The organism is Citrobacter sp. CRE-46, assembly GCF_059615875.1.
This window is the reverse complement of sequence record NZ_JCAPUG010000004.1, coordinates 20280-45367: the sequence shown is the minus strand read 5'-3', so window position 1 is coordinate 45367 and position 25088 is coordinate 20280. Positions and strand designations below refer to the sequence as shown.

General features: G+C 50.4%; 33 protein-coding genes and 1 pseudogene. 9 read left to right on the top strand and 25 right to left on the bottom strand.

The window, feature by feature from the left end:
- Window positions 1–354 precede the first annotated feature (354 nt).
- The 7 genes from AC534G_RS27020 to ssb form a co-directional block, all read right to left on the bottom strand.
- Window positions 355–729: a hypothetical protein gene (locus AC534G_RS27020; protein ID WP_202039838.1), complete on the bottom strand. Its 375-nt coding sequence runs from the start codon at window positions 727–729 to the stop codon at window positions 355–357.
- A gap of 354 nt (window positions 730–1083) precedes the next feature.
- Complete coding sequence (locus tag AC534G_RS27015; RefSeq protein WP_275396306.1) at window positions 1084–1437, bottom strand: theronine dehydrogenase; 354 nt, start codon at window positions 1435–1437, stop codon at window positions 1084–1086.
- The gene (locus tag AC534G_RS27010; protein WP_275396305.1) at window positions 1434–2162 is read right to left on the bottom strand and encodes a plasmid SOS inhibition protein A; all 729 of its coding nucleotides are present in this window, start codon (window positions 2160–2162) and stop codon (window positions 1434–1436) included. Before AC534G_RS27010 ends, AC534G_RS27015 begins: the two co-directional genes overlap by 4 nt.
- On the bottom strand, window positions 2159–2593 hold the full coding sequence (gene psiB / locus AC534G_RS27005; RefSeq protein WP_088545130.1) for a conjugation system SOS inhibitor PsiB: 435 nt from the start codon (window positions 2591–2593) through the stop codon (window positions 2159–2161). Before psiB ends, AC534G_RS27010 begins: the two co-directional genes overlap by 4 nt.
- 40 nt (window positions 2594–2633) lie before the next feature.
- On the bottom strand, window positions 2634–4631 hold the full coding sequence (locus AC534G_RS27000) for a ParB/RepB/Spo0J family partition protein (RefSeq protein WP_149289516.1): 1998 nt from the start codon (window positions 4629–4631) through the stop codon (window positions 2634–2636).
- 69 nt (window positions 4632–4700) lie between these two features.
- On the bottom strand, window positions 4701–4943 hold the full coding sequence (locus tag AC534G_RS26995; RefSeq protein WP_275396304.1) for a DUF905 domain-containing protein: 243 nt from the start codon (window positions 4941–4943) through the stop codon (window positions 4701–4703).
- Between the two features lie 52 nt (window positions 4944–4995).
- Window positions 4996–5553, bottom strand: coding sequence for a single-stranded DNA-binding protein (gene ssb, locus AC534G_RS26990; protein ID WP_275396303.1), 558 nt, complete (start codon window positions 5551–5553; stop codon window positions 4996–4998).
- A 261-nt stretch (window positions 5554–5814) separates the two neighbouring features.
- On the opposite strand from ssb, the gene AC534G_RS26985 reads away from it, so the two are divergent.
- Window positions 5815–6105, top strand: coding sequence for a hypothetical protein (locus AC534G_RS26985; protein WP_370605717.1), 291 nt, complete (start codon window positions 5815–5817; stop codon window positions 6103–6105).
- A 140-nt stretch (window positions 6106–6245) separates the two neighbouring features.
- Here AC534G_RS26985 and AC534G_RS26980 read toward each other — a convergent pair.
- The 8 genes and pseudogenes from AC534G_RS26980 to AC534G_RS26945 all read right to left on the bottom strand — a co-directional run bounded on the left by AC534G_RS26980 (window position 6246) and on the right by AC534G_RS26945 (window position 10352).
- Window positions 6246–6563, bottom strand: a pseudogene (locus tag AC534G_RS26980) (hypothetical protein).
- A gap of 34 nt (window positions 6564–6597) precedes the next feature.
- On the bottom strand, window positions 6598–6852 hold the full coding sequence (locus AC534G_RS26975; protein ID WP_275396302.1) for a DNA polymerase III subunit theta: 255 nt from the start codon (window positions 6850–6852) through the stop codon (window positions 6598–6600).
- 192 nt (window positions 6853–7044) lie between these two features.
- Window positions 7045–7236, bottom strand: a complete 192-nt coding sequence (locus tag AC534G_RS26970) for a hypothetical protein (RefSeq protein WP_000761849.1) — start codon at window positions 7234–7236, stop codon at window positions 7045–7047.
- Window positions 7237–7278: 42 nt separating this feature from the next.
- The gene (locus tag AC534G_RS26965; protein ID WP_275396301.1) at window positions 7279–7785 is read right to left on the bottom strand and encodes an antirestriction protein ArdA; all 507 of its coding nucleotides are present in this window, start codon (window positions 7783–7785) and stop codon (window positions 7279–7281) included.
- A 405-nt stretch (window positions 7786–8190) separates the two neighbouring features.
- Window positions 8191–8970, bottom strand: a complete 780-nt coding sequence (locus AC534G_RS26960) for a YubG family protein (RefSeq protein ID WP_275396300.1) — start codon at window positions 8968–8970, stop codon at window positions 8191–8193.
- Window positions 8971–9023: 53 nt separating this feature from the next.
- Window positions 9024–9443, bottom strand: a complete 420-nt coding sequence (locus AC534G_RS26955) for a DUF1380 family protein (RefSeq protein WP_275396299.1) — start codon at window positions 9441–9443, stop codon at window positions 9024–9026.
- 10 nt (window positions 9444–9453) lie between these two features.
- The gene (locus AC534G_RS26950) at window positions 9454–9675 is read right to left on the bottom strand and encodes a YubE family protein (RefSeq protein ID WP_187254112.1); all 222 of its coding nucleotides are present in this window, start codon (window positions 9673–9675) and stop codon (window positions 9454–9456) included.
- The gene (locus AC534G_RS26945; RefSeq protein ID WP_002211749.1) at window positions 9675–10352 is read right to left on the bottom strand and encodes a DNA methylase; all 678 of its coding nucleotides are present in this window, start codon (window positions 10350–10352) and stop codon (window positions 9675–9677) included. The genes AC534G_RS26950 and AC534G_RS26945 overlap by 1 nt, the downstream gene beginning before the upstream one ends.
- A 359-nt stretch (window positions 10353–10711) precedes the next feature.
- On the opposite strand from AC534G_RS26945, the gene AC534G_RS26940 reads away from it, so the two are divergent.
- From AC534G_RS26940 to AC534G_RS26930, 3 genes are all read left to right on the top strand, one after another.
- Entirely contained in the window at window positions 10712–11383 is a 672-nt protein-coding gene (locus AC534G_RS26940) for an SOS response-associated peptidase family protein (protein WP_275396298.1), read from the top strand.
- A 179-nt stretch (window positions 11384–11562) separates the two neighbouring features.
- On the top strand, window positions 11563–11985 hold the full coding sequence (umuD, locus tag AC534G_RS26935; RefSeq protein WP_275396297.1) for a translesion error-prone DNA polymerase V autoproteolytic subunit: 423 nt from the start codon (window positions 11563–11565) through the stop codon (window positions 11983–11985).
- Window positions 11985–13259 carry a Y-family DNA polymerase gene (locus tag AC534G_RS26930; RefSeq protein WP_275396296.1) on the top strand — a complete coding sequence of 425 codons (1275 nt, stop codon included), beginning with the start codon at window positions 11985–11987 and terminating at the stop codon, window positions 13257–13259. The genes umuD and AC534G_RS26930 overlap by 1 nt, the downstream gene beginning before the upstream one ends.
- Before the next feature lie 38 nt (window positions 13260–13297).
- Here AC534G_RS26930 and AC534G_RS26925 read toward each other — a convergent pair whose 3' ends face one another.
- From AC534G_RS26925 to dqlB, 5 genes are all read right to left on the bottom strand, one after another.
- Window positions 13298–13621 carry a hypothetical protein gene (locus tag AC534G_RS26925; protein ID WP_000143877.1) on the bottom strand — a complete coding sequence of 108 codons (324 nt, stop codon included), beginning with the start codon at window positions 13619–13621 and terminating at the stop codon, window positions 13298–13300.
- On the bottom strand, window positions 13618–14055 hold the full coding sequence (locus tag AC534G_RS26920; RefSeq protein ID WP_000843283.1) for a hypothetical protein: 438 nt from the start codon (window positions 14053–14055) through the stop codon (window positions 13618–13620). The genes AC534G_RS26925 and AC534G_RS26920 overlap by 4 nt, the downstream gene beginning before the upstream one ends.
- Complete coding sequence (locus tag AC534G_RS26915; protein ID WP_275396295.1) at window positions 14055–15086, bottom strand: ParB/RepB/Spo0J family partition protein; 1032 nt, start codon at window positions 15084–15086, stop codon at window positions 14055–14057. Before AC534G_RS26915 ends, AC534G_RS26920 begins: the two co-directional genes overlap by 1 nt.
- Window positions 15086–15952: a ParA family protein gene (locus AC534G_RS26910; RefSeq protein ID WP_063615388.1), complete on the bottom strand. Its 867-nt coding sequence runs from the start codon at window positions 15950–15952 to the stop codon at window positions 15086–15088. The genes AC534G_RS26915 and AC534G_RS26910 overlap by 1 nt, the downstream gene beginning before the upstream one ends.
- A 403-nt stretch (window positions 15953–16355) precedes the next feature.
- Window positions 16356–16451 carry a DinQ-like type I toxin DqlB gene (dqlB, locus tag AC534G_RS26905; RefSeq protein ID WP_275396294.1) on the bottom strand — a complete coding sequence of 32 codons (96 nt, stop codon included), beginning with the start codon at window positions 16449–16451 and terminating at the stop codon, window positions 16356–16358.
- 550 nt (window positions 16452–17001) lie between these two features.
- On the opposite strand from dqlB, the gene AC534G_RS26900 reads away from it, so the two are divergent.
- The gene (locus tag AC534G_RS26900) at window positions 17002–17607 is read left to right on the top strand and encodes a hypothetical protein (protein WP_275396293.1); all 606 of its coding nucleotides are present in this window, start codon (window positions 17002–17004) and stop codon (window positions 17605–17607) included.
- Between the two features lie 376 nt (window positions 17608–17983).
- Here AC534G_RS26900 and AC534G_RS26895 read toward each other — a convergent pair whose 3' ends face one another.
- The 4 genes from AC534G_RS26895 to AC534G_RS26880 form a co-directional block, all read right to left on the bottom strand.
- Window positions 17984–18382, bottom strand: coding sequence for a hypothetical protein (locus tag AC534G_RS26895; RefSeq protein WP_275396292.1), 399 nt, complete (start codon window positions 18380–18382; stop codon window positions 17984–17986).
- A gap of 470 nt (window positions 18383–18852) precedes the next feature.
- Window positions 18853–19305: a hypothetical protein gene (locus tag AC534G_RS26890; RefSeq protein ID WP_187254119.1), complete on the bottom strand. Its 453-nt coding sequence runs from the start codon at window positions 19303–19305 to the stop codon at window positions 18853–18855.
- A gap of 58 nt (window positions 19306–19363) precedes the next feature.
- A complete protein-coding gene (locus AC534G_RS26885; RefSeq protein ID WP_275396290.1) occupies window positions 19364–20134 on the bottom strand; it encodes a hypothetical protein in 771 nt (256 codons plus the stop codon).
- Between the two features lie 124 nt (window positions 20135–20258).
- Window positions 20259–21050: a PD-(D/E)XK nuclease domain-containing protein gene (locus AC534G_RS26880; RefSeq protein WP_275396289.1), complete on the bottom strand. Its 792-nt coding sequence runs from the start codon at window positions 21048–21050 to the stop codon at window positions 20259–20261.
- A 439-nt stretch (window positions 21051–21489) separates the two neighbouring features.
- Between AC534G_RS26880 and AC534G_RS26875 the strand changes: the two genes are divergently transcribed.
- The 4 genes from AC534G_RS26875 (at window position 21490) to AC534G_RS26860 (ending at window position 24390) form a co-directional block, all read left to right on the top strand.
- On the top strand, window positions 21490–22137 hold the full coding sequence (locus AC534G_RS26875) for a recombinase family protein (RefSeq protein WP_253076401.1): 648 nt from the start codon (window positions 21490–21492) through the stop codon (window positions 22135–22137).
- Window positions 22137–23009 carry a restriction endonuclease gene (locus AC534G_RS26870; protein WP_253076400.1) on the top strand — a complete coding sequence of 291 codons (873 nt, stop codon included), beginning with the start codon at window positions 22137–22139 and terminating at the stop codon, window positions 23007–23009. The genes AC534G_RS26875 and AC534G_RS26870 overlap by 1 nt, the downstream gene beginning before the upstream one ends.
- A gap of 265 nt (window positions 23010–23274) precedes the next feature.
- On the top strand, window positions 23275–24324 hold the full coding sequence (locus AC534G_RS26865) for an Abi family protein (protein ID WP_253076399.1): 1050 nt from the start codon (window positions 23275–23277) through the stop codon (window positions 24322–24324).
- A 15-nt stretch (window positions 24325–24339) separates the two neighbouring features.
- Complete coding sequence (locus tag AC534G_RS26860) at window positions 24340–24390, top strand: Rpn/YhgA-type helix-turn-helix domain-containing protein (RefSeq protein ID WP_496560650.1); 51 nt, start codon at window positions 24340–24342, stop codon at window positions 24388–24390.
- Between the two features lie 69 nt (window positions 24391–24459).
- Here the strand turns inward: AC534G_RS26860 and finO are convergent, their stop codons facing one another.
- Window positions 24460–25071: a fertility inhibition protein FinO gene (finO, locus tag AC534G_RS26855; RefSeq protein ID WP_290446765.1), complete on the bottom strand. Its 612-nt coding sequence runs from the start codon at window positions 25069–25071 to the stop codon at window positions 24460–24462.
- Between the last annotated feature and the right edge of the window lie 17 nt (window positions 25072–25088).

Sequence of the window (25088 nt, the reverse complement as noted above, 5' to 3'; positions counted from 1 at the left end):
CGGCGCATCCGTTTACGGATGCAGCAAGCGTGGTGTTGACGTTGCGACAGCCTGGGATGGAAACCCGCTGCCCCGAAGGGGCCGGGCCGGGACAGCACTGCTGGCCCGGTGCGAAGCATGACAGCCCCGGTTCCCGAAGGGAAGTCGCCCTCAGTCATGGCCTGTAACCCCATCCGACAGCAGGCAAATTTGAAAAAGTAATCCAGACAACAGCCATCACAATTGGCAGAGTCCGTTCTTACAGGGAGATACTCACCCGGGTATGACAAAGAATGAAGGTTAAAAAAAAGAGCAGTCGTGCCGCAGGCACCACTGCTCTTTTACTTTCCTGCCCTCATTCTGGCGAATTATTTGTTACCTTTGCCTCCAGGATATCCAGGCACTAACCAGAATCACAATACCGCTCAGCAATGCCAGATTTGGCAGAAGGATGTCAAAAGCGCTGGTGAAAACTTCATCGGGGTTATGATTCCCCCAGAATTCCAGCTTGTATCCGATACCCCAGAAAAAAAACGCCAGACCTGAAGCCACAATTCCCCACTTAATGAGAAACAAGAGCGCGTTGTCCAGCATCCCTGGAGGATCTCGCCAGGTAATAACTATCGCTATAAGAGCACAGATCCCAGCGCCGACATAATGCTCAGTGCTTCCGAACATTTCCGGCGCGGCAAAGTGCATGACCAGCGCAAACAAGCCATTTAGCAGAACAACCAGTATCCAGTATCTCATATATAAATTGCCTCTTTTAAGTTCCCTCTTGTCCCCTGCTGACTGTATATCGTGAAGGAAATATATCGATCATTCATGTGATATTACTGATTAACAGGCTTATCAGTCTTTACCTCAACACAGCGAACCAGGCTTACCCGAGGGAAATTAAGGTCAAATCCCCGGGGTTTAGTAATACTTTCGCTGAACTGATTGCAAACATCCATATTAGGCATAGGGGTTACGTTCCAGCTACTGCCACCGTGTACAGATGAAGCGATAACGAGATAAACAAATACGTGAGTCATAGTCTTTCCTTACCAAAAGTGTTTTAACAGATGTAAATCCGTTGTCTGACCATACTGCTCATAACCTTCAGCATGACCCCCCTCCTTTGGGAGGCATATTCATGGTTTTTCCCTGAAAATATGCAGGTCGTTCTTCCATTTCCCGTTCGATGAATTCATCAGCAAACAATGGCGCAATCCGGTTCACGCGACGTTCCAGATTTCGCCTGCGGGCAGCCGCTTTTCGTTCATCACTCCAGCGTCTTATCTGCCTTTCATCCAGAAAATCGACACACACCGCATACCCTGCGCCCGCCACCCAGCGGGCCATCACCGATTCAGGAGCGGGCTGCCCTGCCTCCACCACTTCAGACACCAGTTCCTGCGGTCCGGGACACGGTGTCCGGGGCAGTCTCCAGCGCAAAGAGTAACGCCACTTCATGCATGGCTCCGGTGTATCAGCTTGTTGGGGACCATCCATCGCTCCAGTTGTCTGACCGGTTCCGGGCTTTCTTTAGCGAGAGCATCAGACTCAACCATCACACTCCAGAAGGGCTGATTCGCCATCATCCAGCGTTCCATTGGTGCCAGCGACGGAAAACGCTCGCTCCAGCGCCAGAACATTTCCTCCAGGTCGTACTGGTGCAGTTCAGTACCCGACCAGCGGGCGCTCCAGCTGCTGACCGTTTCCGGGGTATGAAAAGCCAGCTCAATTTCCGCCTGCCCCGCCAGCGCCTGATACGCGGTTTCGCGCTGGCACGCCTCTTTTCGGCGCTGGCGGGTGTATTTTTCGGCGCTCAGTTCACTTTGCCTGCGCCGACGCTCTGACGTCTGAAACTTCGTTTCCGGGAACAGTCGCCAGCCGTCCGACACCGACAGGGGTAACCAGCAACATGCGCCACGGCTTTCAATCAGCCGATCAATCGCTGCCAGCCAGTCCTGCTTTTTCCCCCGCAGGTTCTGTGCTGTCATCCCCGGAGAAAACCAGCCGATATCTTTTACGGTGACACGTTTGCTGCCGTTCAGGATGCGGAAGAAGGCATGGGCGTAGGCAAACTCAGCAATATGAACGCCACGCTCATATTTCTTCTCCACTTCTGCGATGGCCTGCATTGCAGCACGACGCTCATGACTCAGGGGTACCAGTGACAAACTCGCCGGGATCATTGTGCACCCTCCATCGCCAGGACACTGATAATGCTGGCCTGACTGTAGCCATCGGCATCGAGGCGCGCTGTCAGACTGAGTGTGTGAGAAATAATCTCCGGCGAATATGCAGGCAGGGTGCTGATAACAGAAAACGGGCGACCGCTGGCTGGAATGAACACCACCATCCATGACGGGGTGATGTCGCCGGGACTGCATACGGCGATATGGAAGTTGCCGTGTGATGGCGTGAAGCGAATCTGTACCGGAAAAAAGCCACCGAACTCACTCCGGTATTCACCATTCATGTCCCAGTCAGCCGGGCAGGTCAGATCGCGCATGACAGCATGGGTCAGTTCGCGGCGCAAATCTTCACCCGCTTCGCGCCAGTCTTCAAATTCCTGGGGGATCATGGTTTTCAGTACGTCGGGAGTAATAATGTTTCGCATAATGGTCTCCTTATCGCCGCCCCGTGGGGCGGCGTTTCCGTTATCAGGCTGCGTGTGCCGTATGGTCATCAGAGTCTGTCGCCTCACCCTCAGCGGCGTCAGGTTGCGCATCAGGTGACCGCATCCAGGCAGGAACCCAGCGCGTACCGGAGAGCCATTGTTCAGCATGGCTGGCGGCATCTCCCTTCTTCATGTTCCCGGCATCTGACGCAGCGCCTGACTGTCCGGCATCTTTCAGCGCCTCCACAATCTGGTTCTTACTGAGCAGACCGAGGAAGTTTTCTGCCGTTGGCTGCCACCAGTCGCGCAGGTGGAACCCGAGCGCCGTTTCCACGCCATCGAGGTCGCTCTGTGTGGTATGTCCCATTGTCCGGGTCTGCACCCCGTCCACCGAACAGGCCGTGCAGAACACCATCAGGCTCATCAAAGTCTGTCCGTCGAGCGTAAAGAAGGTGGTGAAATCCTTCTTCCAGCCATCCGGTAACAGCGCCTCCAGACGGGCTTTCTCCTGCATCAGACTCAGCCATGCCTGACCACTCTTTCCGGTCGGCGCTTCGCTGGTCAGCCCACTGTGATGCACCTCAAGACGCATCACGAACGGATGACGGGTGGTATTGCAGTAATCAAAAACACAACTACACAGCCGCCATACCATCAGGGCCACCGCTTTTTCGGGCTGCTGTACAAGGGCGGCCTGCACTGCCAGCGTTCTTTCTGAAGACATTTTTTTGAGCAACGGGGCGCTGATCCCCTCCGTCACATCCGGCTTGCTGCTGACCACATGCAGGGAGCCGCTGCTGCCATTCTCTCCCTGCCCTTCTTTCGCCTCGTTCTGAGGCTTCTTCTGCACCCCTCGCTGGACACAAAGCTCACCGTCATACAGGCTGACCACCACGCCACAGGCTGCTTTCTGCTCCGGTGTCCACGCCCGGATCGATGCCGCATTTTCAATTTCGTCAATCAGTACCTGAATCGCGGCTTCATCTTCAAACGTTTCAGTGGCCTCCTGAGTGGCGTACAGTTCATCGAGACGCTGCTGCTCGTCAGTGGTGTACTGTGCCTCCGGCTCTGGTAACAGCAGATAATGTTCGCGGTCGTCACCGTAGTTTCTGACCGCGCCCTCCCGGGACAGTGACCATGACCATCCTTCCTGCAGTTCGATTGCCAGTGCGGCGGACTCAAGCTTCTCCTGCACCAGTCGTTCGACCAGCACACCGTCTGCCGTACCATCACCCTCCTGGGCGCTGAACAAATCCTCACGCACCACGCCACCTGCAGACTCATACATCTCACGCCCGATAAACACGAAGCGGGAGTGGTTCACACCGATTTCGGTATCAGTGATAGCGCGTTTAAGCATGTGCGCGGGGGCATAGCTGTGCTGCGCCTTCACGCGCTCGTAAATCTCCACCTGACGCACCGGATCGTTCTCCAGACTCAGCGCCTGACACTGATCCACGTCGAGCTTGTTCTCTGCCAGCAGGGAGAGAAGTTCCGGGGCAAGGTTCGCCAGCTTCAGCATGCGCTGGACGTGGCGCGAGCTGTACCCCAGCTGATCACCAATCTGCGCCGGGGTCTTACCCTGCTCAGACAACGTGCGGAACCCGCTGATTTGTTCTGCCGGATGCATCGCCGCCCTCTGGTTGTTCTCCACCATTGAGGCGACCACAGCCAGGTCGTCGCTGACGCGCTTGACGACAACGAGATACCCGGCATCGATGCGCTGTTCACTGAGCAACAGTTGCAGGGCAGCAAGACGACGACCGCCCGCAGCAACGCCTGACAGGCCATCAGGCAGCGAGTGAACCACCAGATTCTGGATCAGGCCGACCGCGATAATGGAGTCTGCCATTTCCCTGACACTCTCAACCGGGTACGGAATAATACGGACGTTCAGCGGGGATTTGACGAGCGCCGACAGCGGCACCATTTCAATCTGAGCGGCCTCAAGCGCCGCCTTAAGGGCTGCGGCTTCGGCAGGTTTAACTGCTTTTTTGCTGGTTTTCGCGGGGGTTTTTGCTTTAGACTCGGTTACTGACATAGTTGATACCTCACTGGATATTGATGATTGTCCGGCCCTGCGGAGTTGCTGCTCCGGCAGGGCACCTTTTTAATGCTGTTTACGGATGCCGTAGTCCCGGATATAACGGTTCATCAGGTACTCACCACCCGGCTCAAAATTCCATACCCGCCATACCATTTCGCCGTTCTGACGAACCACCAGGCGAAAGTGCGTTCCCTGATCGTCTTCAATCGCGACATTCTGATACTGAGCTACGACCGCTTTAGCCTGTTCGCGAGTGAATGTGCCATCTGGCAGTGACTGAAGGGGCGGTATAACGCTGCTGGTCATGTCTTTCTCCTTTTCCTGCCCCGCAGGTTGCGGGGCGTTTTCATCATGCGGGTCAAAACGGGGCATCATCATCCATAGGCGGATAATCGTCCGGTAACGGCTGCGGTGCCTGCTGAGACGGCGCGGTACTCTGACGGGGTTTTCTGCCGCCTTTCGCTTTCGGGGATTTTTCAGGGGAGCCTGCAGGTTGTGCCGGAGCGGCAGGACTCTGCGGTTGTGCGGGTTGCTGCGGAGCCGTGTTCTGTGGCTGACCGCCGTCACGACGACCGCCCAGCATCTGCATGGTGCCGTTCTGTCCGACAACGATTTCAGTGACATAGCGCGTTACGCCGCTGTCGTCCTGCCAGCTACGGGTACGCAGTTGCCCCTCGATGTACACCTGAGCGCCTTTGCGCAGATACTCACTGGCCAGTTCCGCGAACTTGCCAAACAGCACCACGCGATGCCATTCGGTGTTTTCGCGCATCTCTCCGGTCTGTTTATCGCGCCAGGACTCCGAGGTGGCGAGGCTGAGATTAGCGACCGCGCCGCCATTGGGCATATAACGGACTTCCGGGTCCTGGCCCAGATTACCCACGATGATGACTTTGTTGATGCCGCGTACTGTCATGATGAATCTCCTTCCGTTTGTTTTGCTTTTAAAAACCATCACCCGTTGAGTTGCCGGGGCCGCGGTTTTGACGTTTTGCGGGGACCTGCTGAACGCGCCCGCTGGTTGTTACCTTCACCCGTTTGAGAGCCGTTCGCCGCAAGGGCGTAAACCAGCGCGGGCGATAGCTGATGTCCAGGGCGCGGTTTACCGCGTGCCATTTACCCTGGACAGCTGACAGCGACTGTGCTTGTCTCAGCCCCGGCGAAAGGACTCAAAAGGGTGAAAAAACCAGGCAAGGAAGGAGCAGGAACCCGCCGCAACGACGGAAAGCGCGGGCGCGAAACGGCGTTGCGCCTTACAGCCCGGCGTCAGTTTGCCGGGGTGCAGAAAGCGCAGGATACGGCGCGTAAAAAGGGCGGCGTGACCGGAACGGTCGCAGCAAGCCTGCCGTTGACGTTGCGACAGCCTGGGATGGAAACCCGCTGCCCCGGAGGGGCCGGGCAGAGACAGCGCAGCTGGCCCGGTGCGAAGCATGACAGCCCCGGTTCCCGTCAGGGAAGTCGCCCGTAGTGAAAACGGGAACGGGCAGAAAACAGAGAACGGGAGGATAAGAATGGATTACATGCGGCTTAGTGGGAAACCTCGCCAACAGGGCGGGTAGCAGTCACGAGATGGCTGACAATTATCCGGCGTGATGCCAGCCGGGAACATCAGGAGCGAAAATGCTTTTCTTTTTTGTACTGCACAATGCTGTACCAGGCCGAAGCAAGAAAAGCAAAAACGGTGATCAGCACTCTTAATTCGTCACCCGGTTCCTTCCCCTTCAGCATCAACGTTATGATGATGCCGGCAACGATAATTCATGCAACGCCACTCCAGAGATGCAGTTTATCCGCCGCGACATTCATCAGGATAAAAGCAACGGCCAGGATTCCCCCCCACAGAGCCGGTACAGGCTGAAACGGAATAAAAAACAGGTTAATACCGGTTAAAAGAGTCACGGCCGCAAACATCAGAGACATACGCATAGAATTTCCTCCCTGGACAAACTGACGATAAGAATCACTTCTGCAGCTCATCTCCGGGTTTATTATATTCGGGCGCATTTGCGCGCGGCAGCTGCTGACTGTTCTGCCGATGAACTTCAAGCCGTTCAAGGAAATACTGGCGAAGATATTCAGGCTGTTCCCGTTCAACGAGTTCCGGGACAACCGGCCTGTTCATCCGTTCCTGCCAGGCAACGGCAGCGGCGGCTTTATCGACTGAGACCTTATCCTGCTCTTCTTTTGAGAAAGAGGCGATATTCCACTTCGACATATGCATCACCGATCTGCGTTACAGGAAGATATCCCGGATAATACGCGCATTCCCGGGCAACAGCGACTGACAACGGAGAGGAGAGTACGCGGCGCCGGAGGCGCGGCGAAGTTTCTCTCCGGCAGGCGCAGCCTGCTAGGGTTTTCGCGCGGGCTGACAGGCGCCCTCCGGGCCGGACGCCTGCCATCCTGCTTACTGGCTTTTTCCACCCTGTAAGATGAAATGACCGCCGATGTACACGGCACACTGACAGGTCATGTAGTAACAAATTTCATCCATCACCTGCGCGGTGGTCAGTTCCCGCTGACCGGCATCACGTCGGCGGGCATTAATCAGGGCTTTGTACTGTCGCAGGATCTCACGGCTTTGTGGTGCAAGTTTCATACGTTTTCTCCTTAACCGGCGGGTTTCCCCGCCGGACATTAATCAGTTACTGAAGACATAGCCGTCATGGAACACATAGCCGCTGCTGAACAGGTCACGCGCCCAGGCTTCAAAATCGAAATAGCTGCGCAACGGCTCCGGCACCTCATTTAACAGGCCGTTGTCCTCAACCATCACCCGCGCATAGTCCTCCTCGCTTTCCGCCTCGCCGCGGTACGCATCATCAAACGCGTCATAGTTACATTCGCCGGTATACTCCGCCCAGGCGATAAAAGCGGCTTCCCTGCCCTCTTCTTCGGCGCGTTTGTAAGCGGTGATAAAATCCCAGTCAATGGAGCATTCAGAGACGAACTGCGACGGGATACCTTCCCAGTCCTGAAACATAAACTCGGCATCCCATTCATCGGCATGCAGCGCCTGACATGCCTCGTAAAAATCCTCCCTGCCGTCAAACTCCGTCAGATCAAACCATTTGCCAAAAATGCTGCCGCAGTTGTATTTGTGATACGTGCCCACGTAAACAGCAGGTGTGGTGGTCGTAGTGCTCATAAAAAATCCTCCCTAGTCGATGTCGTCTGAGTTCCGGCTTACGCCGTGCCGACACGACAGCCGGGCGAAAAGCGGAGGATGCAAGGGCGTCACCGAAGCCGCAGCGCAGTAAAAAAGCAGGAGCAGGCTGGACGGTTTGACGGCGAAAAATGAGCCGGAAAACGACGGGAAGACGGCGGCTAATGCCTTTGAAATAAACTGCGACCGGGTGAAGGTGACGGCGTTTACGCTTCCCTTGCATCAGCCGCGGCCCGGCTACAGTAGAGGCACGGCGTTTGCCGCAGGCCGCACGGGACGTAACTCACTGCGAAACCGGAACAACGTGGAGGAAGAGCATAAAAGCGGAGCCGGCGACATCCTTATCCTTCGTGCCAGATTCAGGGGGCCGCCGCCCCCTGCTGTTCGCTACACTGGCCGTATTGCTGACAGGGCATTGCGGACAAGACTGATTTCTGCACGCGCTTCTGCCATGACCTCATGTAACAGGGTTAAATCCATCCACCGGCGCGGAGGCTCGCCCGGAATACGCAGCACATCGCACATCTGGCCACATGCCAGGATTTGATCCACTTTGTCGCTGATAACAAAGAACTCGACGCTACTGTAGCGTGCCCCTTTGTTCAGGATGGCATCGAGCACCACCGGCAAATTGTCATCATCGTCCAGCCAGCAGGGCATATCATTTTCCTTCACAACCAGACGGAAATTTCGGGTCTGGCGATAAAACAGCGTTTCCCCGCGCGTGTTCAGTGCCGCCTTTATCCGGCGCGCATCCTCCCATACCTGCCGGGATACATCCCGCACGGCGCGGGACAGGCAATCCGTTACAGCCTGAATCTCCGGCTCCGTCAGCCATTCCCCGGCCCAGGGGAAAGCTATCTGTGTTCCGTCCTCCGGAAGCTGCGGCGCGTCGGCATAGCGGCTGCCGGATAAAATAATCTGCGCTGGCGTCCCGGCTATTTTTGTCATGGCATTTTGCAGCTCTGCGGGTATGTCACCGGTACAAAGTAAAGGAAGCAGATGAACAATATTTGCCGCATCCAGACGGACATAAATGCTTATCCATCCCGGTTTATTGACCGGATCACGCTGATCAACATCGGTATGGTCAGGCCATCCATAATCAGCAATCAAATCGCGCGCACGGCGCATCACAAGGGCGTTTAACGTGGTGGTTTCCTGCATAATGGGTTCCTCTGAACGGGGTCAGTACACGCCGCCCGGGCGGCGTGTTGATTTCATTTTTTCAGTAATGCGCGAACTTTCGCCGCATCAGCCAGGCGGCGGGTAACGCTTTCCGGCATCGGATGATTGCTGTCACGGGCGGTCCATTCCCTGTGCCATAACGCCTGTTCGGCAGTGGTCAGCAGGGTTTCAAGCAGATCCGCCGGCACCATCACCGCCGGAACGGCCTCTTTCACCTGTTCAATCAGATCCATCACCGCACCGGCAGACACGCCCGACTCAAGCCGTTGTTCCTCCGGAATGGCGTCCATACGCGCCAGTACCGCCCTTGTGTCCTGCTCCGAAACGGCATATTCCATTCCGTCGGCCAGTGCTTCGATATCCGCCGGGGACCAGACAATGAGGTTCAAAGGGGTTTCTGCGGGATACTGCTCACGCAACAAGCGGCAGAGGTTTTCACAGGTTCCGTACATGTTTTTCTCCTTAGTCCTTAAAGCAGGCATCCAGCTCAAGCATTTCGTTGTATGCCGCCATAAACAGGGCATTGATGCGAAAAAGGGTCTGACGGGCCAAGCGTTCGGCCAGCACATCAGAGTCAAAGCGATAGCGGTGCTCCATCCCGTTCAGCGTCGCCCGCAGGTCACACATGCTGTTGGCGACTTCCGCCACTTCTGCGCGGAGTTTTTCGTGTCCTGCATAGTTCATTACGCGGCCTCCGGGAACTCGTCGTTAGCGGCCGGGTACTGCATGGCGCGCCGGACGGCGGCCAGACGCTGCTGTCCGGCCCGGTGATACTGCTCAAGCAATTCAATACCGATGTAACGACGGCCAGCCTGGAGGGCGGCCACGCAGGTGGAGCCACTGCCGGCAAAGGGGTCGAGCACAATCGCGCCGGGATGTGTGAAGGACTCAATCAGCGGTTGCAGGCTGGTTACGGGTTTTTCGGTCGGGTGGTGCCGGTTGCCTGAATATTTCCACGCAATTACGTCATTCAACGGGTTTTGCGGCAGGGGCGGACGGCCTTTTGCAAGGATGTAGGCGCATTCGTGGCGATAGCCCACATATGCGGCCTTCGATGTGTAGGTTTTGGTAAACACCAGGTGGCCGACAACGCTGAATCCCGCATTTTTCCACGCAGCCATAAAGCGATCAACGCGGTTCCAGCCGTAGAAGCTCACCATCAGTGCGTCTTTTTTCAGCACGCGATACATCTCATGGCAGGCGGGTTGCAGCCATTCATCGGTTTTATCGCCGGCGATGGTACGCCCCTGACGGTCACGAAAACCGACGAGATATGGCGGGTCGGTGAGAATGAAATCGACAGCATTATCCGGAAAGCCGGACATGATATGGACGCAATTACCCTGGATAAATCGGGACATGGTAGTTCTCCTTTCTCAAATGCGGCGCCAGTTACGCCGTGCCGATACGACAGCCGGGCGAAAAGTGGAGAATGCAGGGGCGGTGCCGCAAGCCGCAGCGCAGTGAAAAAGCCCACACTGGCTGGACGGTTTGACGGCGAAAATTGAGACGGAAAACGACGGGAAGACAGCGGGTAAAGCCTTTGAAATAAACTGCGACCGGGTGAGGACACCGGCAGAGCGAACCCTTGCATTCGAAGCGGCCCGGCTACAGTAGCGGCACGGCGGCCACACGATGGCAGGAATCTGAAAAACGGCCTATGTTCTGAACTGATGAAAACACAGATTTCGCATGCGAAATCTACACAGGAAAAACGATAATGTGCGGTCGGTTTACGCAGTACAACTCCCGCGAGGAGTACCTGGCCTTTCTCGGAGAAGAAGCAGAACGGGACATCCCGTATGATCCGGAGCCCGTCGGCCGCTACAACGTTGCGCCCGGAACCCGTGTATTACTGCTAAGTGAACGCCGCTCGCAGCTGCATCTTGATCCTGTTCACTGGGGTTATGCGCCGGAGTGGTGGAACAAGCCCGCTCTCATCAACGCCAGAAGTGAAACTGCGGCAGGCAGCCGGATGTTCAGGCCACTCTGGGAGCACGGACGGGCCATTGTTTTTGCTGACGGCTGGTTTGAGTGGAAACAGCAAAACGGCGTGAAACAGCCGTTTTTCATTTACCGCAAGGACGGAAATCCACTCCTGCTCGCTGCCATCGGGAAACCACCTTTTGAGGATGGCAATGACCAGGAAGGATTTCTGATCGTCACGGCAGCTGCGGATGAGGGACTGCTGGATATTCACGATCGGCGACCGCTCGTGTACTCACCGGATGCCGCACGTAAATGGCTCAGTGAAAACACAACCGGTAAAGAGGCGGAAGACATTGCCCGTGAGGGCAGTCTTTCCGCCGAAGATTTCACATGGCACCCCGTCAGCCGGGCTGTTGGCAATCCCCGTAACCAGGGCCGGGAACTGATAGAGCCACTGGCTTAGCAGACGGTGAGATACCCGGTATCCACTCACAGGGTTATGCACCGTTTCTGTGGATAACCCTGAGCCTGTTTTATCCGCCAGAACAATGACCTGGCAGGAGCCGGTAAAATTCTCCTTGCAGGACAGAAAAAATCCTAAATAATACTGTATATAAAAACAGGTATTTTAAGAGGTATGCCATGATCCTTTTTGTCACTCCCGCATCTGAGCCAGCACAGCTCACCGCACCACTTTTCACCGAGCGCTGTCCGGCAGGTTTTCCCTCACCGGCTGCAGACTATACCGAAGACGAACTGGATCTGAATACCTACTGTATCCGTCGCCCCAGCGCGACCTATTTTGTCCGGGCCATTGGCGACTCGATGAAAGATATGGGCCTGCACTCCGGCGATTTAATGGTTGTCGACAAAGCTGAAAAACCCATGCAGGGGGATATTGTCATCGCGGAAACAGATGGCGAGTTCACCGTTAAACGTCTGCAGCTTAAACCCCGAATCGCCCTGCTGCCGATGAATCCCGCCTACCCCACCCTTTACCCGGAGGAACTGCAGATATTCGGCGTGGTGATGGCATTCATCCATAAGACGCGGGGTATGGACTGATGTTCGCTCTGGCTGACGTCAACAGCTTCTATGCGAGCTGTGAAAAGGTGTTTCGTCCGGACCTGCGTAACAGGCCCGTTGTGGTGCTCAGTAACAACGATGGTTGCGTCATCGCGCGCAGCGCCGAAGCGAAACGGCTGGGCATTAAGATGGGCGTCCCCTGGTTCCAGCTGAAGACGGCAGAATTCCCGGAGCCGGTCATCACGTTCTCGAGCAATTACGAGTTTTATGCATCGCTGTCGAACAGGGTTATGTCTCATCTCGAGGAGCTGGCGCCGCGCGTGGAGCAGTACAGCATCGACGAGATGTTTCTGGACATTCGCGGCATAGACCGCTGCATTAATTTTGAGGACTTCGGCCGGCAGCTGCGCGAGAACGTGCGCTCCGGTACCGGGCTGACAATCGGCGTCGGGATGGGGCCGACCAAAACGCTGGCTAAAAGCGCGCAATGGGCATCGAAAGAGTGGCCACAGTTCGGTGGGGTGCTTGCCCTGACGTCACATAATCCAAAACGAACGGAGAAACTGCTCTCACTGCAGCCGGTGGAAGAAATCTGGGGAGTGGGTCGCAGGATATCCAGGAAACTGGGCACAATGGGCATCACCACTGCACTGCAGCTGGCGCGCGCTAACCCTGTATTTATCAGGAAAAATTTCAACGTTGTGCTGGAGAGAACCGTCCGGGAACTCAACGGAGAAAGCTGTATTTCGCTTGAAGAAACCCCGCCACCAAAACAACAGATTGTCTGTAGTCGCAGCTTCGGACAGCGGATCACCACCTATGAAGAAATGCGCCAGGCAGTCTGCCAGTATGCCGAACGTGCGGCAGAAAAATTGCGTGGTGAACGCCAGTACTGCCGGCACATCTCAACTTTCATCAAGTCCTCACCTTTTGCAGTTAATGAACCGTACTACGGAAACGTGGCCACTGAGAAGTTGATCACACCTACCCGTGACACCCGAGATATCATCGCGGCGGCGGTCAGATCTCTTGACAGGATCTGGCTCGATGGCCACCGTTACGCCAAAGCGGGGATAATGCTTAACGATTTTACTCCGAGCGGCGTTACGCAGCTGAATCTTTTCGATGAAATACAGCCGCGACCGCACAGCGATGAGCTGATGAAGGTCGTGGACGGTATTAACCATTCAGGACTTGGGAAAGTCTGGTTTGCGGGACGAGGCATTGCTCCTGAGTGGCAAATGAAACGAGAAATGCTTTCACCTGCGTACACAACGCGCTGGAATGATCTTCCGGTGGCAATGTTAAGATGATCTGCCACTTAAAGATTTCGCATGCGAAATCTTTTGATTTAATCACGTCGATGCAGCTGTATAAGAGCCTCAGAAGGACGATAGTGCTGCTTTGCCCACCGCCCGTAATTATTAACGGACTCATACTGACGTTCTGCAGCACCATCACGGTAATACAGTATATGGATAATTCCATGAAGCTGTAGGTAACTGGCTACCGTGGTTACATTATTACGAACGAAGCGCGTGTGGCTCTGGAAGGTATCAAGATCAACTCCATCCTGTCCGTCATCAAGCGCATCAAGAATAAAAGCGATTAATGCAGAAGCGATAGAACGTCTGCCAGAGCCTGCGATACAAGCATCAAGCTCTTGAAAGGTCATGTGGATTTCCTGTTGTAACGGTAGCTGGCATCCTCTTCAATTGCTGCCACGAACCATCCGGTAGCAGTTTGCCTGTCTATACTATCAGGCAAGGAAGCGACTAACTGCTCAAGTGGAAGTGTACGATTAGCTCTGAATATCAGCGCAGACATACCACACCAGTCCTGGTTACTTTCGGGCTTCCAGCCGATGCTGAGCATCAATGTTAACGCCGTCTGAGCTGCCCACAACGGAGTTTCAGCCGGGTTAGAGGCCCATGAAAGTAACGCCGCGCCGGGTACGGGCCTGCTTCTTGTAACATATCCCAGATTGATAGCCGCTTCTGTTAATGCGGCAGCTGCTTCGGATTGCGTTCCGGGATAACGAAGCGCCCAGTGGCGGACAATTTGGCCACGGAATGCCGTGGCCATTTCGGTGAACGGAGTTGATTTCATCACTGAGAGCGCATCCCTTTGACGCGTAGTTCAGAAGCCTCAACTGAAATCTCACCAATATCCATTTTCACCCACACATACCCGGCTTTGTCTGGCGCACGGTCAGTCATTATTACCCCTTGCTGACCGTCTATCTCGACAACAACCTGCCAGGTTTTTACATCTGAATTGCTGTCCAGAGGCCTGGTTGGTTTTTTGTTCTGAGCCTTAGATTTCGCATGCGAAATCTCACCTTTGCTTTTGTTCTTAACTGCATCAAGAACAGCTTTAACCTGCGAACGTGAAATACCAGACTCTCGCGCAGCTGCGACAAGCTTCTCGGCCTCTTCGGGAGACTTTTCATTTACCTGTATCAGTGTGTATGCCAGATCGACATCGGATGTGATTTTATCCCGGAGAAGGGCGGTAACATTTTCTGGTGCATCAATGAGACGAAGGTGTTTACTGACAAATGAGGTAGGCTTACCCATTGTTTTTGCGATCTGCTCACCCGTCATATTGAACTCATGCTTGAGCTCATAGAACGATTTTGCAGTCGCTAATGGTTTCAAACCAGACTGCTGCAGGTTTTCAATGAGCTGACCGATGATGCGTTCTTTTCTTTCCCGTGGTGGTTTACCGACATAAATATCAATGTGGGTATCACCACGCTTGCGGGCAGTGCGAACACGCGTTTCGCCTAACCATATCTGGTAGCCACGTCTGTCACGAGGATAACAACGAGGCGGGGTAAGCATCCCTATCGTTTCGAAGGTATCAGCCATACCATCGATAATATCTTCCTCGAAGTCTTCTTCAGGTCGCACTTGTTCTTCAGCATAAACCAGATTTATATCGACACGGATTATCTGTCCATCAGGTTCGATATCCGGACGGGCAATATCCGCCATAATCTGGTGTGCAGCTATATCATGGTTCTGCTCATCTGGTTGTTTATTTGCAATGACCTGTTCAATATCAGAAACAACAGATGCATTTTTTTTCATTTCCTGCTGCGCCTGGAGTCGTCTCATAAACGGTTTCTTGGCCATTACTTACCTCCTGCGAGCAGAATAATTTTCCTGGTAAGTTCTTTATACTGAATAGCAGGAAGACATTTGGGGTCATATTCATCAAAGGAGAGACCAAGTTCGATCGCTTCTTTTGCAGCAGCAGGTACAAATGATATATAGGCGAGAATGTATTCCTCAGAGTAGCCTTTTCCCTGAAGGATCTCGATGAGGAGATTCAGGTTCAGTGTATCAATAGGCCCCAGATATCCTTCTTTAAGTGGCTTTTTATAATTTTTGACCTGCGTCTGCGTCACATAAGTCCCCATGAACTGCAGCGAAGGATTGTAGTTCCGCTTAATTTTCTGCATATAAGTAAGCTGTTTACCAACTGCATTACGGGCCTGCTTCTCCAGCAGGGTAGGGATCAGAAGGTAATCAGCTGACATATGCGCTGCGATCATGACATTTGAATAAGATGGCGCTGAATCAGCAATAATAAAATCAAACTGTTTCTTCAGTTCTTCAATACGGTCCCTGAAGTCGAACATGCAGTCGCTGTTTCGGTAGTTAATTTCATTAAGTTCACTGGTAGCACCGATAAAAAAGCGCCCGCCAGGAAGCTCAATCGGTCGAATCTCTGTTTCAGAAAAGAAAAGCTGATATGTATTCGCTTCACCGGGTGTAAAACTGTTACTTAAAGGTTCGCGTTCTATCTCATAAGGTAAGCCGTCAGGGAATGCCCTCTCCGTCAGACCAGTTGTCCAGTCCATATCAATTTCAAGCACACGGAAACCAGCTTCACGAAGGTCATGTGCGATTTCACTGGATGACTGCGATTTAACGATTCCGCCCTTCTGACTACATACAACGATCAGTTTTCCGATAGGTCCAATTTTCAGTGTCATGTAACAGTCCTTAAGATTTCGCATGCGAAATGTTTGAGAAGGGGCGGCACGGCTTGAAAGAGTATTTCAATAATGAAATGAATTCATTGCGGGATTTCATACACACTCCTGTGAGTCAGGCGTTTCGCCAGGTGCAGAAGCAGCTATCTGCCACTGCGTTTGTTGTCGCGCTTTCATGACAACACAAACAGTATACAGAGAAAATATAAGATATCAATAATGATACGCAATAGATTTCGCATGTGAAATCACAATTTATGTCCGTTAGTAAAAGCCGAACCAGCTGCTTTTTTACGTCGCTGGTTTAATACCCTCGCCATCTGGACACTTCGATAATTCTGACCATAAATGTTAAAGGCCGAGGAGTGGTTGCCCCCCGGCCTTAGTTACGTTTCCGGGTTCATCAGTCGATGAACTGGCGGATCAGCTCCAGTACCGCAATCAGCGCGTTTGACAGCGCGACTACAGTACGCAGAACAATGACTAACAGGTTAATCATCCGTTCTCTCCCTTCAGGGAGGCGAGACAACCGGCGCTTACTCTTACACTTGCCTGTCACACCGGTTTCTTCAGTGTGTTAGATTGAAAGTTTCCCACCCCGGCCTGAGCACCTGATAACGACACCACCCGTACATCAGGTCAGGACTTGAAATTGTTCATGCGCATACGCAAGCCTGTGGGAGAAAATCAGTCAAGAGCTAACGAGCTGATTATACAGTCCCTAAACCGAAGTACCAGCCTACCGCTTGCGGAATTACCCTTAAGGTAATAACATAGAGTAGTTAGATTGAAAGTTTCTCATAACGGCCTGAGTCACCAACTCAGACCAAAGTAAAAAAACCGACCTCACCAGTCGGTTTTTTTTCACCTGTAATCCGCCATTCCGTTAACTCCCGCGCCAGCCGGGACGTACAGCCAATATTGTCCAAAGTTAATTATTGATAAAAAGCACAGGTATGTTACTTTCAAAAATGAACATTGAGTGTGCCGAAAGCTTACCCATCGTGGAGTGAAAACCACCTAATCTGACGAAATCGGAGTATTTATCCATGAATTCTCAAATAAATCAATATTCTACCTTACTTTCATGCATTTATGACGAACAGCATCCCATCGGCAATCTGGGGCGCGGAACCCATTATTCAATATTCAGAACTGTAGAATGGCTCGATGTTACCCGTACACCTGTTGACTTACCCCAATTGCATGATTTTTCAGTCATCTGGGATGAAGATCATGATGAGCGAATCATTAACGTAATCGAAAACATTTACATGGCTGGATTACTTTCACCTGTACAATTTATTGGTGAGAGAAAGGGGACCCTTACAGTAATTGTCGCGGCGAAATTCTATTTCGGTGGAATCCCCGATATAAAAGATTACGAAAAACAATTACAAAATATTTGCGATCAATCCACTTATGGAGATTTTTGGCCAGTAGAGGTAGGGATGTTTGATCGCTCACCAGGATTTCCTCCTGATGCCCCACATCAGACAGAGGTTCTCGGATTGATAAATGATAAACATCACAGAGTAGTTACTTATTTAAGAAACATCGATTCACTTTGGGCGCTGGGTACAAAGCCTTTTATGCCAAAAGGAAAAGAAAGTGTCTCTATTTTTTCGTCTGCCCCCCCTATTCCAAAACAGTAAATAAGGAAAGGTCGCGTAAGCGGCCTTTTTACTGTCCCCGTTTTAATTCCCTATGTCACCTGGACGTTAAGGTTATTCTGTCCAGCGCCCTGAGAATCCCCGGTAATTAGTACTTAAAAGTGCCGTTATACCGTCACCGCCGGTCATTTTTATGTAACAGTTTGGCCGCTACCATTCAGTACTTTAGTATTGCTGGCATTCGCCCAGCTGCAGCTGCGCTGCTAGGTTGAAAAGTGCTGGCATAGCCTGGCATCGATGCGCCGGTGCGGTCGCAGAACTGCTGGCAAACCCTCCGCGTTACGTAATCCCCGCGCCGCATTGGACACTCAGGTTTTTCTGTCCAAAGGTAAGAGCAGCTGAGTTCAGCTATGGCCTATCACAAGTAGGTTTGAATATTACAAAAAAAATCAAAGATATCGTTTGCAAACGCTATAAGCGCAATAAAAACCATACATATAGATCCCAATTTAGACTTTTCCCAAAATCGTTTTATCTTTTCAGCAGGGCCGAGCAATTTCTCGTGCGCTTCCAACACAGCAATCCACTCGTGAATCTTCTCTAAGTAATATTTCCAGCGATTCTCATCTGCTTTTTTTGATGGGACGGGTGGTGTTCTTCTTGAGATCCATCCACAAGATGCAGGAGGCATAATTTCTGGCAGTTCCGTAACACCAAAATCAAATCTGGTCTGGTTAAGACGCTGTATAATTGCACGCTGTTCTTCTTCGGTAGGGGCAGAGAGCAGGCTGATTTCTTTCAATTGGTTCAGATTCATGATTGTCATGCTCCAGGGGATGAAACGGATTATATCATCATGAGATTAAACCTGTAGGGATCGCCCTTTCCGGCTACATTTATAATAACTTTCGCGCCACATTGGACATTCAGGTGTTTCTGTCCAGTTCTGCTGGCAGCGCAGGATCTGGCCTGATAGTATTGGGTAATAACTACAGGAGGTAGAGATGACATTTTTCCTTATTGTTGCGTTTGCTCTGATAGTCGTCGGTAGGCTTCTACTGCGAAAGAGCCTGAATAAACTCCACAATGAGTATTACCGCCGCGCTGACGAGCGGGGATGCGCGGAACGTTATGAATCGTTCGTTCGCCTTTATAATTCCAGAGATCCCCGCATTTTAGAAATTGCTTATCTGGAAGCCATTTCCTGCACTAAGGCCGCTTGAGCGGCCTTTTTTATATCCCTCGATTAATTCTCCGCTCGGTTAGACATTCAGGTATTTCTGTCCATTAAAGATAATCTTCGTAACGTTTCAGTGGAGGTATATCCAACGCCATAATTTCTTCAGAATTAACTATATAGGTATCAGGGAAAAAATCAGCCAAGACCTTAAAATTATGCTTTTGACAAAATGCCAGAAGGTGTGGATTTTTTACATCCTCAATAACCACATCGTTCCACGGATTAGATTCGCAGCATAATTTAAGAAAAGATTTAAACCAGCCTTTATTTTGTATTTCTTCGGGAAGTTCTACAACATGAATAGTCAGGCAGTCACCATTATACAGATTCGTTCTTTGTCGCAGACCTACGATAATACCATTCTCTTCGATCTGTACTCCATCGCGATGTTCTTTCATCTCACTGTTATAGCGTTTTGCTCTTTGGAGCCATGTCATAAGTTGCTGGGTCGTAGAAGGTGATTCAGCTATAAGCCATTTCAAATATTCAATGCGATCCATATGTGCCTCTCAACAATAATAATTAATTACGATCGTATTGTGCTTCCTGCCCCACGAATCACAGCAGCGTTCGTGATGCTCCCAACGGAAGAGGAACGTAATAGCTACCATGCTCGCTTTCGTATCGACGGATGAAGGCGTTCACCTGCCTGTCCAGCAGGTCAAACAGTGAGATAAGCTCAGCGACAAGCCCTGCCACATAGTCCTCATCGATGATGATACGGTGTCGGATCAGCCTGATACCTTTATTGTTATTACAGTAGTTTTCTATATCAGCCAGCCGCTCTGCCCTGTGCTTCTCAATCTCACCTTCGGAATGAACCAGAACATGCCTGATTTGTTCCACTTTCAGCATATCCTCCCAGCGCTTCCACAATAAATTACCCTGATTAATATCAAAACAGGCTTCTCTCCTCAAAAATTTACGATAACGTTTTATACATACTTCTTTTAAATACTTATCGCTCATGTCCTGTGGGAGAAGTTTATTTATTTCGGTGCATAATGTTTTTATTTGATGTTCAAAGAAATTATACACTGTTATCACCATAGCCTTGCGATGCATGGGGGGGTAAAATTCGCCAAACTCTCTTATTTCCTGACTGTAACCATCAATAATATCTTCGTGATATTCATCACCATTACTTTTCAGACGCTCATTTATTTCATTGTAAAGCATATCATTGCTCTTCTTAATGTTATTCTCTGAGTAATTATTGTATGCAGCGTAATTATGCAGATCTATCGTTGTGAAATGACACAGATGAAAAAGGGTCGTACCGAAGAAGTCGATAACATTGGGGTAGCGAAATTCAGTATCCGGTTCCATACACATCCTTCATCGTATGACAACCTTAAGCTGTTGTCGGTAGCAGCGTTAAAGTAACGATTTATCATAATTCCTGCCCGGACTGGACGTACAGCACTTTCTGTCCAGCCTGGAAAGGTCGGTATTAGAACTGCGCAATAACGACTCTAACCCGACCTTCTTTATCTAACGATTCAAGATCATCTACCACGCCTTTCGGGTTTTTCACCCAGCCGTCAGGATCGTACACAAAACATACCAGCATGTCGCAGTCCTGATGTGCGCGGTAACGCGCCATATCAATGAGAAGCTCCTCACCGATTTTAGCCGCTCCAAGAGACTTACGAGTTTTCTTCACTTCAATGACTATTTTTTCTGTTTTCAGCAAAAAGTCCTGTCTGGAGGCGGCACCCGCAAAACTCGGTGTGTATTCCTCTGCTCTGATATCATCGAAGTGTAAGGTGAGAAGCGCATAAACCAGATCCTGTACATCATATTCATCTATAATTTCAAGCGGCGCTCTGTCATTATATCGTTTCTTTAGTTGGCGACAAAAGGCAGGGAATTTATTTAGAATATTTATAATCACATCCAGCTCTGAATTTTTAGTTGTAATAGCTTGAGCCGTGTCTATATGTGCTAAATCTTCTCTGGCTGCATCAAAGAGCGGTTTGTAATGTCTCACCAAACTCTGATAATTACTCGACCATGCAATCTTTTTTGTATCATTAAAATCTATGTAGTAATCAGATTCCTTGCCATAACTGTCTTCAAGTAATTTCTTCACTCTCGCAATCCAGTGATTACCTTTAGCGGAATCAATATATTCCTGGCTTCCATGACCTAACGCGCTTCTTCCCATATACTTTGTCGAGATGACTTCGTGGTAGTCTTGTTCAAGTGCTTCAAATCTTTCTGCTAAGGTCTTCTTCGTCATAGTGTCATCCGGGCTGTCGTGTCTGCTAATACCATCAATAGATACCAAAATTCTACCATATTTGGCTTTCTTCCATTCACACTGGACATTCAGGTCATTCTGTCCAGTTCTATGATTCCTAACTCACTTTCCTACTACACAAGAGATGAACAAAAAATGCTTTCTAACCTAGACATTTCGGCACTATCGGAAAAAGTGTCCAGAAAATATTTCTGGTGATCGTATTTAATTTTGTTGACCCACTGCGCAAACCGTGAGTCTGTTCAGAACTTGCTTCTGAACAGGGGAGGGGTTGGACAAGCCCGCCGGGCGCATCAGACAGTCACATTGGGGTATCCCCAAAATATACTAGCGACTTAGAATCTAAAACCCTGCTAAGATACTATTCAAAAGTTACTTAAAATTCTAATACCACTTAAAAGTTACCGAAGGCGATAAAATGTACATTTATGCGTATCTTCGCGCGTCGACAATTGAACAGGATGCGCTTCGCGCAAAAAACAGGCTGAAGGAATTTGCGGCGCATCATGGCCAACGTATTGCCGGCTGGTATGTTGAAAACGCATCGGGAGCATCGCTCGACCGTCCGGAACTAAATCGGATGCTGTCTGATATGGAATCAGGTGATGTGATTCTGATTGAGCAGGTAGATCGCCTTTCTCGCCTCAGTGATGGTGACTGGGACACACTTAAACGACGTATGTTTGAAAAGGAGCTATCGGTCATTAGTCTTGACCTTCCTACCAGTCATATTGCTCTTACTCATGCTGCTTCGGATGACTTCACGAGAAGTATGCTGCGGGCTGTTAATGGCATGATGCTGGACATGTTGGCCGCTATCGCTCGAAAAGACTATGAGGATCGTCGCCGACGACAGAAAGAGGGTGTTGAAAAAGCCAGATTAGAAGGTAAGTATGCTGGTCGGCAGGCAGATAAGGCTAAACATGAGCTAATACGAACGTTACGCCTGCAAAACGGAAAATCGATAAATGAGACAGCTCGATTGGCTGGAGTTTCCAGAATGACTGTTATTCGCGTCTGTAAAAACAGTCAGATTGGACAGACTACAATTTACGGTAATAAATAATGAAATTTACAGAAAGTGATATCAAAAATATAAACCAGCTTTTTGAAGACCCAAATAATGCAGGCTATGTACTGAATTTCACAAATAAATCAATGCGCGAGTTTTTCGAATCTGAGCTGTCAATTGATATAGACAACGACATCTATCGGAAAGATGGCGACTCAAAAATGAAGCGATTGCGTTGCCTTTTGAAGCAAGATGACAGGGAAACAGTTCTTAGAGTCGTCACTCAACTCTGGGAATACAGGAAAACAATACCTGATAACGTGATCACTGCTCAGGATGATGCTGTCTACGGTAGATTGATATCCAAAATTCAGGGGGCAGACAGTCTTGCAGCAGCCGGCAAAACGCCTGCATTAATCGTCCCCACCGGCATCGATAATAATTATTTTCTTAAAGGTCTGGAAACCCTCCATAACCAACCGCCTCACCAACGGGGACATAGCTTTGAATTATGGCTTAACGAACTATTTACCGCCTTCTATCTATCCCCTAAAGGCGCATTCAGGTTGAAGGGCGAACAGATTGACGGCAGTTTTCTGTTAAATAATGAAACCTATCTTGTGGAAGCAAAGTGGCATAGTACTAAAACAGGAAACGCTGATCTCCATGCATTTCATGGCAAGCTGGATCAGAAAATTTCATGGGCTCGCGGCGTATTTATCAGTTGGGCTGGATTTACAAAAAGTGGTCTGGATGCATGGGGGAGGGGAAAGAAGGTCATCTGTGTCAGCGGTTATGATCTTGTTCTCATGTTAAAAAATAACATCAGTTTCAGAATGTTGATGGAAGAAAAAATCAGACGAGCAGCCGAAACGGGCAACTTATATATCAAGATTGACGAAATTTATCCTGATATTGTTAAATGAACATGCACTTTTGTGTCACAGGATCAAAAAAGGCCTCCATAAGGAAGCCTTTTTTGAAAAATTTATTCGCGTTCCGACCATCGTTGAGTAGGGGCGGGCGCTTACATATATAGAGTTGCCTCTGGGGAAAGATTATGATTGTCTAGGTGCAGCATGTCAACCTCAATCTGTCACAAACACAGACACGCGCTAACCACAAATTTGGCATTTTTGTCTAAGTTCATGGAAGGTATACTGAATCTATGAAACCTTATGGATCAGAACAATGACAATTCAAGCGATTACAGAGTCCCTTTCTACAGCCAGGTTCTCAACATACCAACTACCTATCCTTGGCGGGGCCTCGCCAGAACAATGCCTTGGCATCTATCTTTGGAATAAGCAACTTGCCAGTGCTTTTCTACCAGCGCTTCAAATTATTGAAATTTCGCTTCGCAACGCTATCTATCAGTCCTGGATAGCACACGAAGAAGAGCAGGTTGAGCTGAATTTCCAGCCGCATGATTGGGTGACAGAAAAAGCTAAAATTGACAAGCTTTGGTTTGTTAATACATTTACAAGACAGAATAACTTTATCGCATGGAGTAATATCCAAACAGCGGTAAAACAGCTTAATTATGAAAATAAACCTTTAACCGCAGAAAATTTCATTTCAAAGTTAACTCTGGGTTTTTGGGTATCTCTGGTACAAAAAGATTTCGACGTACAAAAAAAATCCTATCTCACATTATGGCCACATTTAAGGCATCGTGTATTCCCGAACGCTGTCGATTCGACCTCCGGCTCTCCATTATCAATAAACAGCATAGGTAACGAACTCAAAGATATCAATAAGATAAGAAACCGGCTCTCTCATCACGAGCCTTTATGGCGCAATAAGAAAGCATATCAGGTTGAGGATATAATAAACAAAGTAATTGAACATTATGACAGATGTTTGAAAGTAATATATTGGATAAATCCCTCTAATCTCAAATTACTTGACATAATTGAGAGTAATACAAGAATGTCTGAACTTTGTTCATTACATGCTCTCTGGAAGAATAAACAACTCCCTGCAGGAATTCCCACTTTGCAAGTGAGAAAAGACTGGTCTAAAGGAGTTAAAATCAATCCTGAACACACGGGCGAAGTAATAAACATTACTGCAGCGAATGTGTTGATCAAAAGTGACAAAAATCAGGCCATTTTTTATGGAGCGGATAGGGCTATGCAGGGCGGAATCAATACCTTTGCCCTTAATGATAAGGTTAGATTCACGCCAGAAGCAAGCTCCGCAAAATATCCTAATGCAAAGAATATAATGAAGCTTTAATACCTCAGTAATGTCATGAAAATGACCGGTCTGACTGAAGACGACCTGGCGCAAATTCGCCACTAATCACATTTTCCTGGCACTCCCTGTCCGGCCATCAGCGAATATTGGTGGGGCAGGGAGGCACCAGACCACTTACTCCCTGCGTTTCAGTATTTTCTGTAGTCGTAACCGGCTCAGCTGATATTCCTCTTCGGTTACCCCCCCCACAGGTAGTCCGTCCAGACCGTAGCGTTTACCTCCGGGTGTAGTGGCATTCAGATAGCCCTCACTCCGGGTCAGACTCCGCAGGCAGCGCCGCAGCTGCTTCGAGGATACGGGCAACTGGCGGGCAACGATATCGGCTTCCATCTCCTCCCGGATACCGGTTTTCATCAGTCGCAGCGGTAATTCCAGGTTAAACAGCCGTGGCCAGAACTCTGCCAGCACCCGGAGCGCATCCGCCACCGGCATCAGTCGGACCGGACGGGGAGGGCGGACCGGTGCTTTTGTTTTTTTGGGCGGACGGGCATTCTTCAGCAGCCACTGACGGCGCCGTTCTTCCTTCGCCGCCGCTTTACGTTTCGCCTCTGCAGCTTTCTCCGCATCTTTCTGCGCCTGCTTTTGCTGTTTACGCGGGTCAGGCGCGGCGACCACTACCACCGTTTTGCGGCGACGCACGACCGGGGTCATATCGCCGGTGGATTCTGGCACAGATGTTTGTGCAGCGGGACGGCGTTTCAGGGTAAGGACCGGACGCTCACTCACCGGTGGCTCCTTGTGGT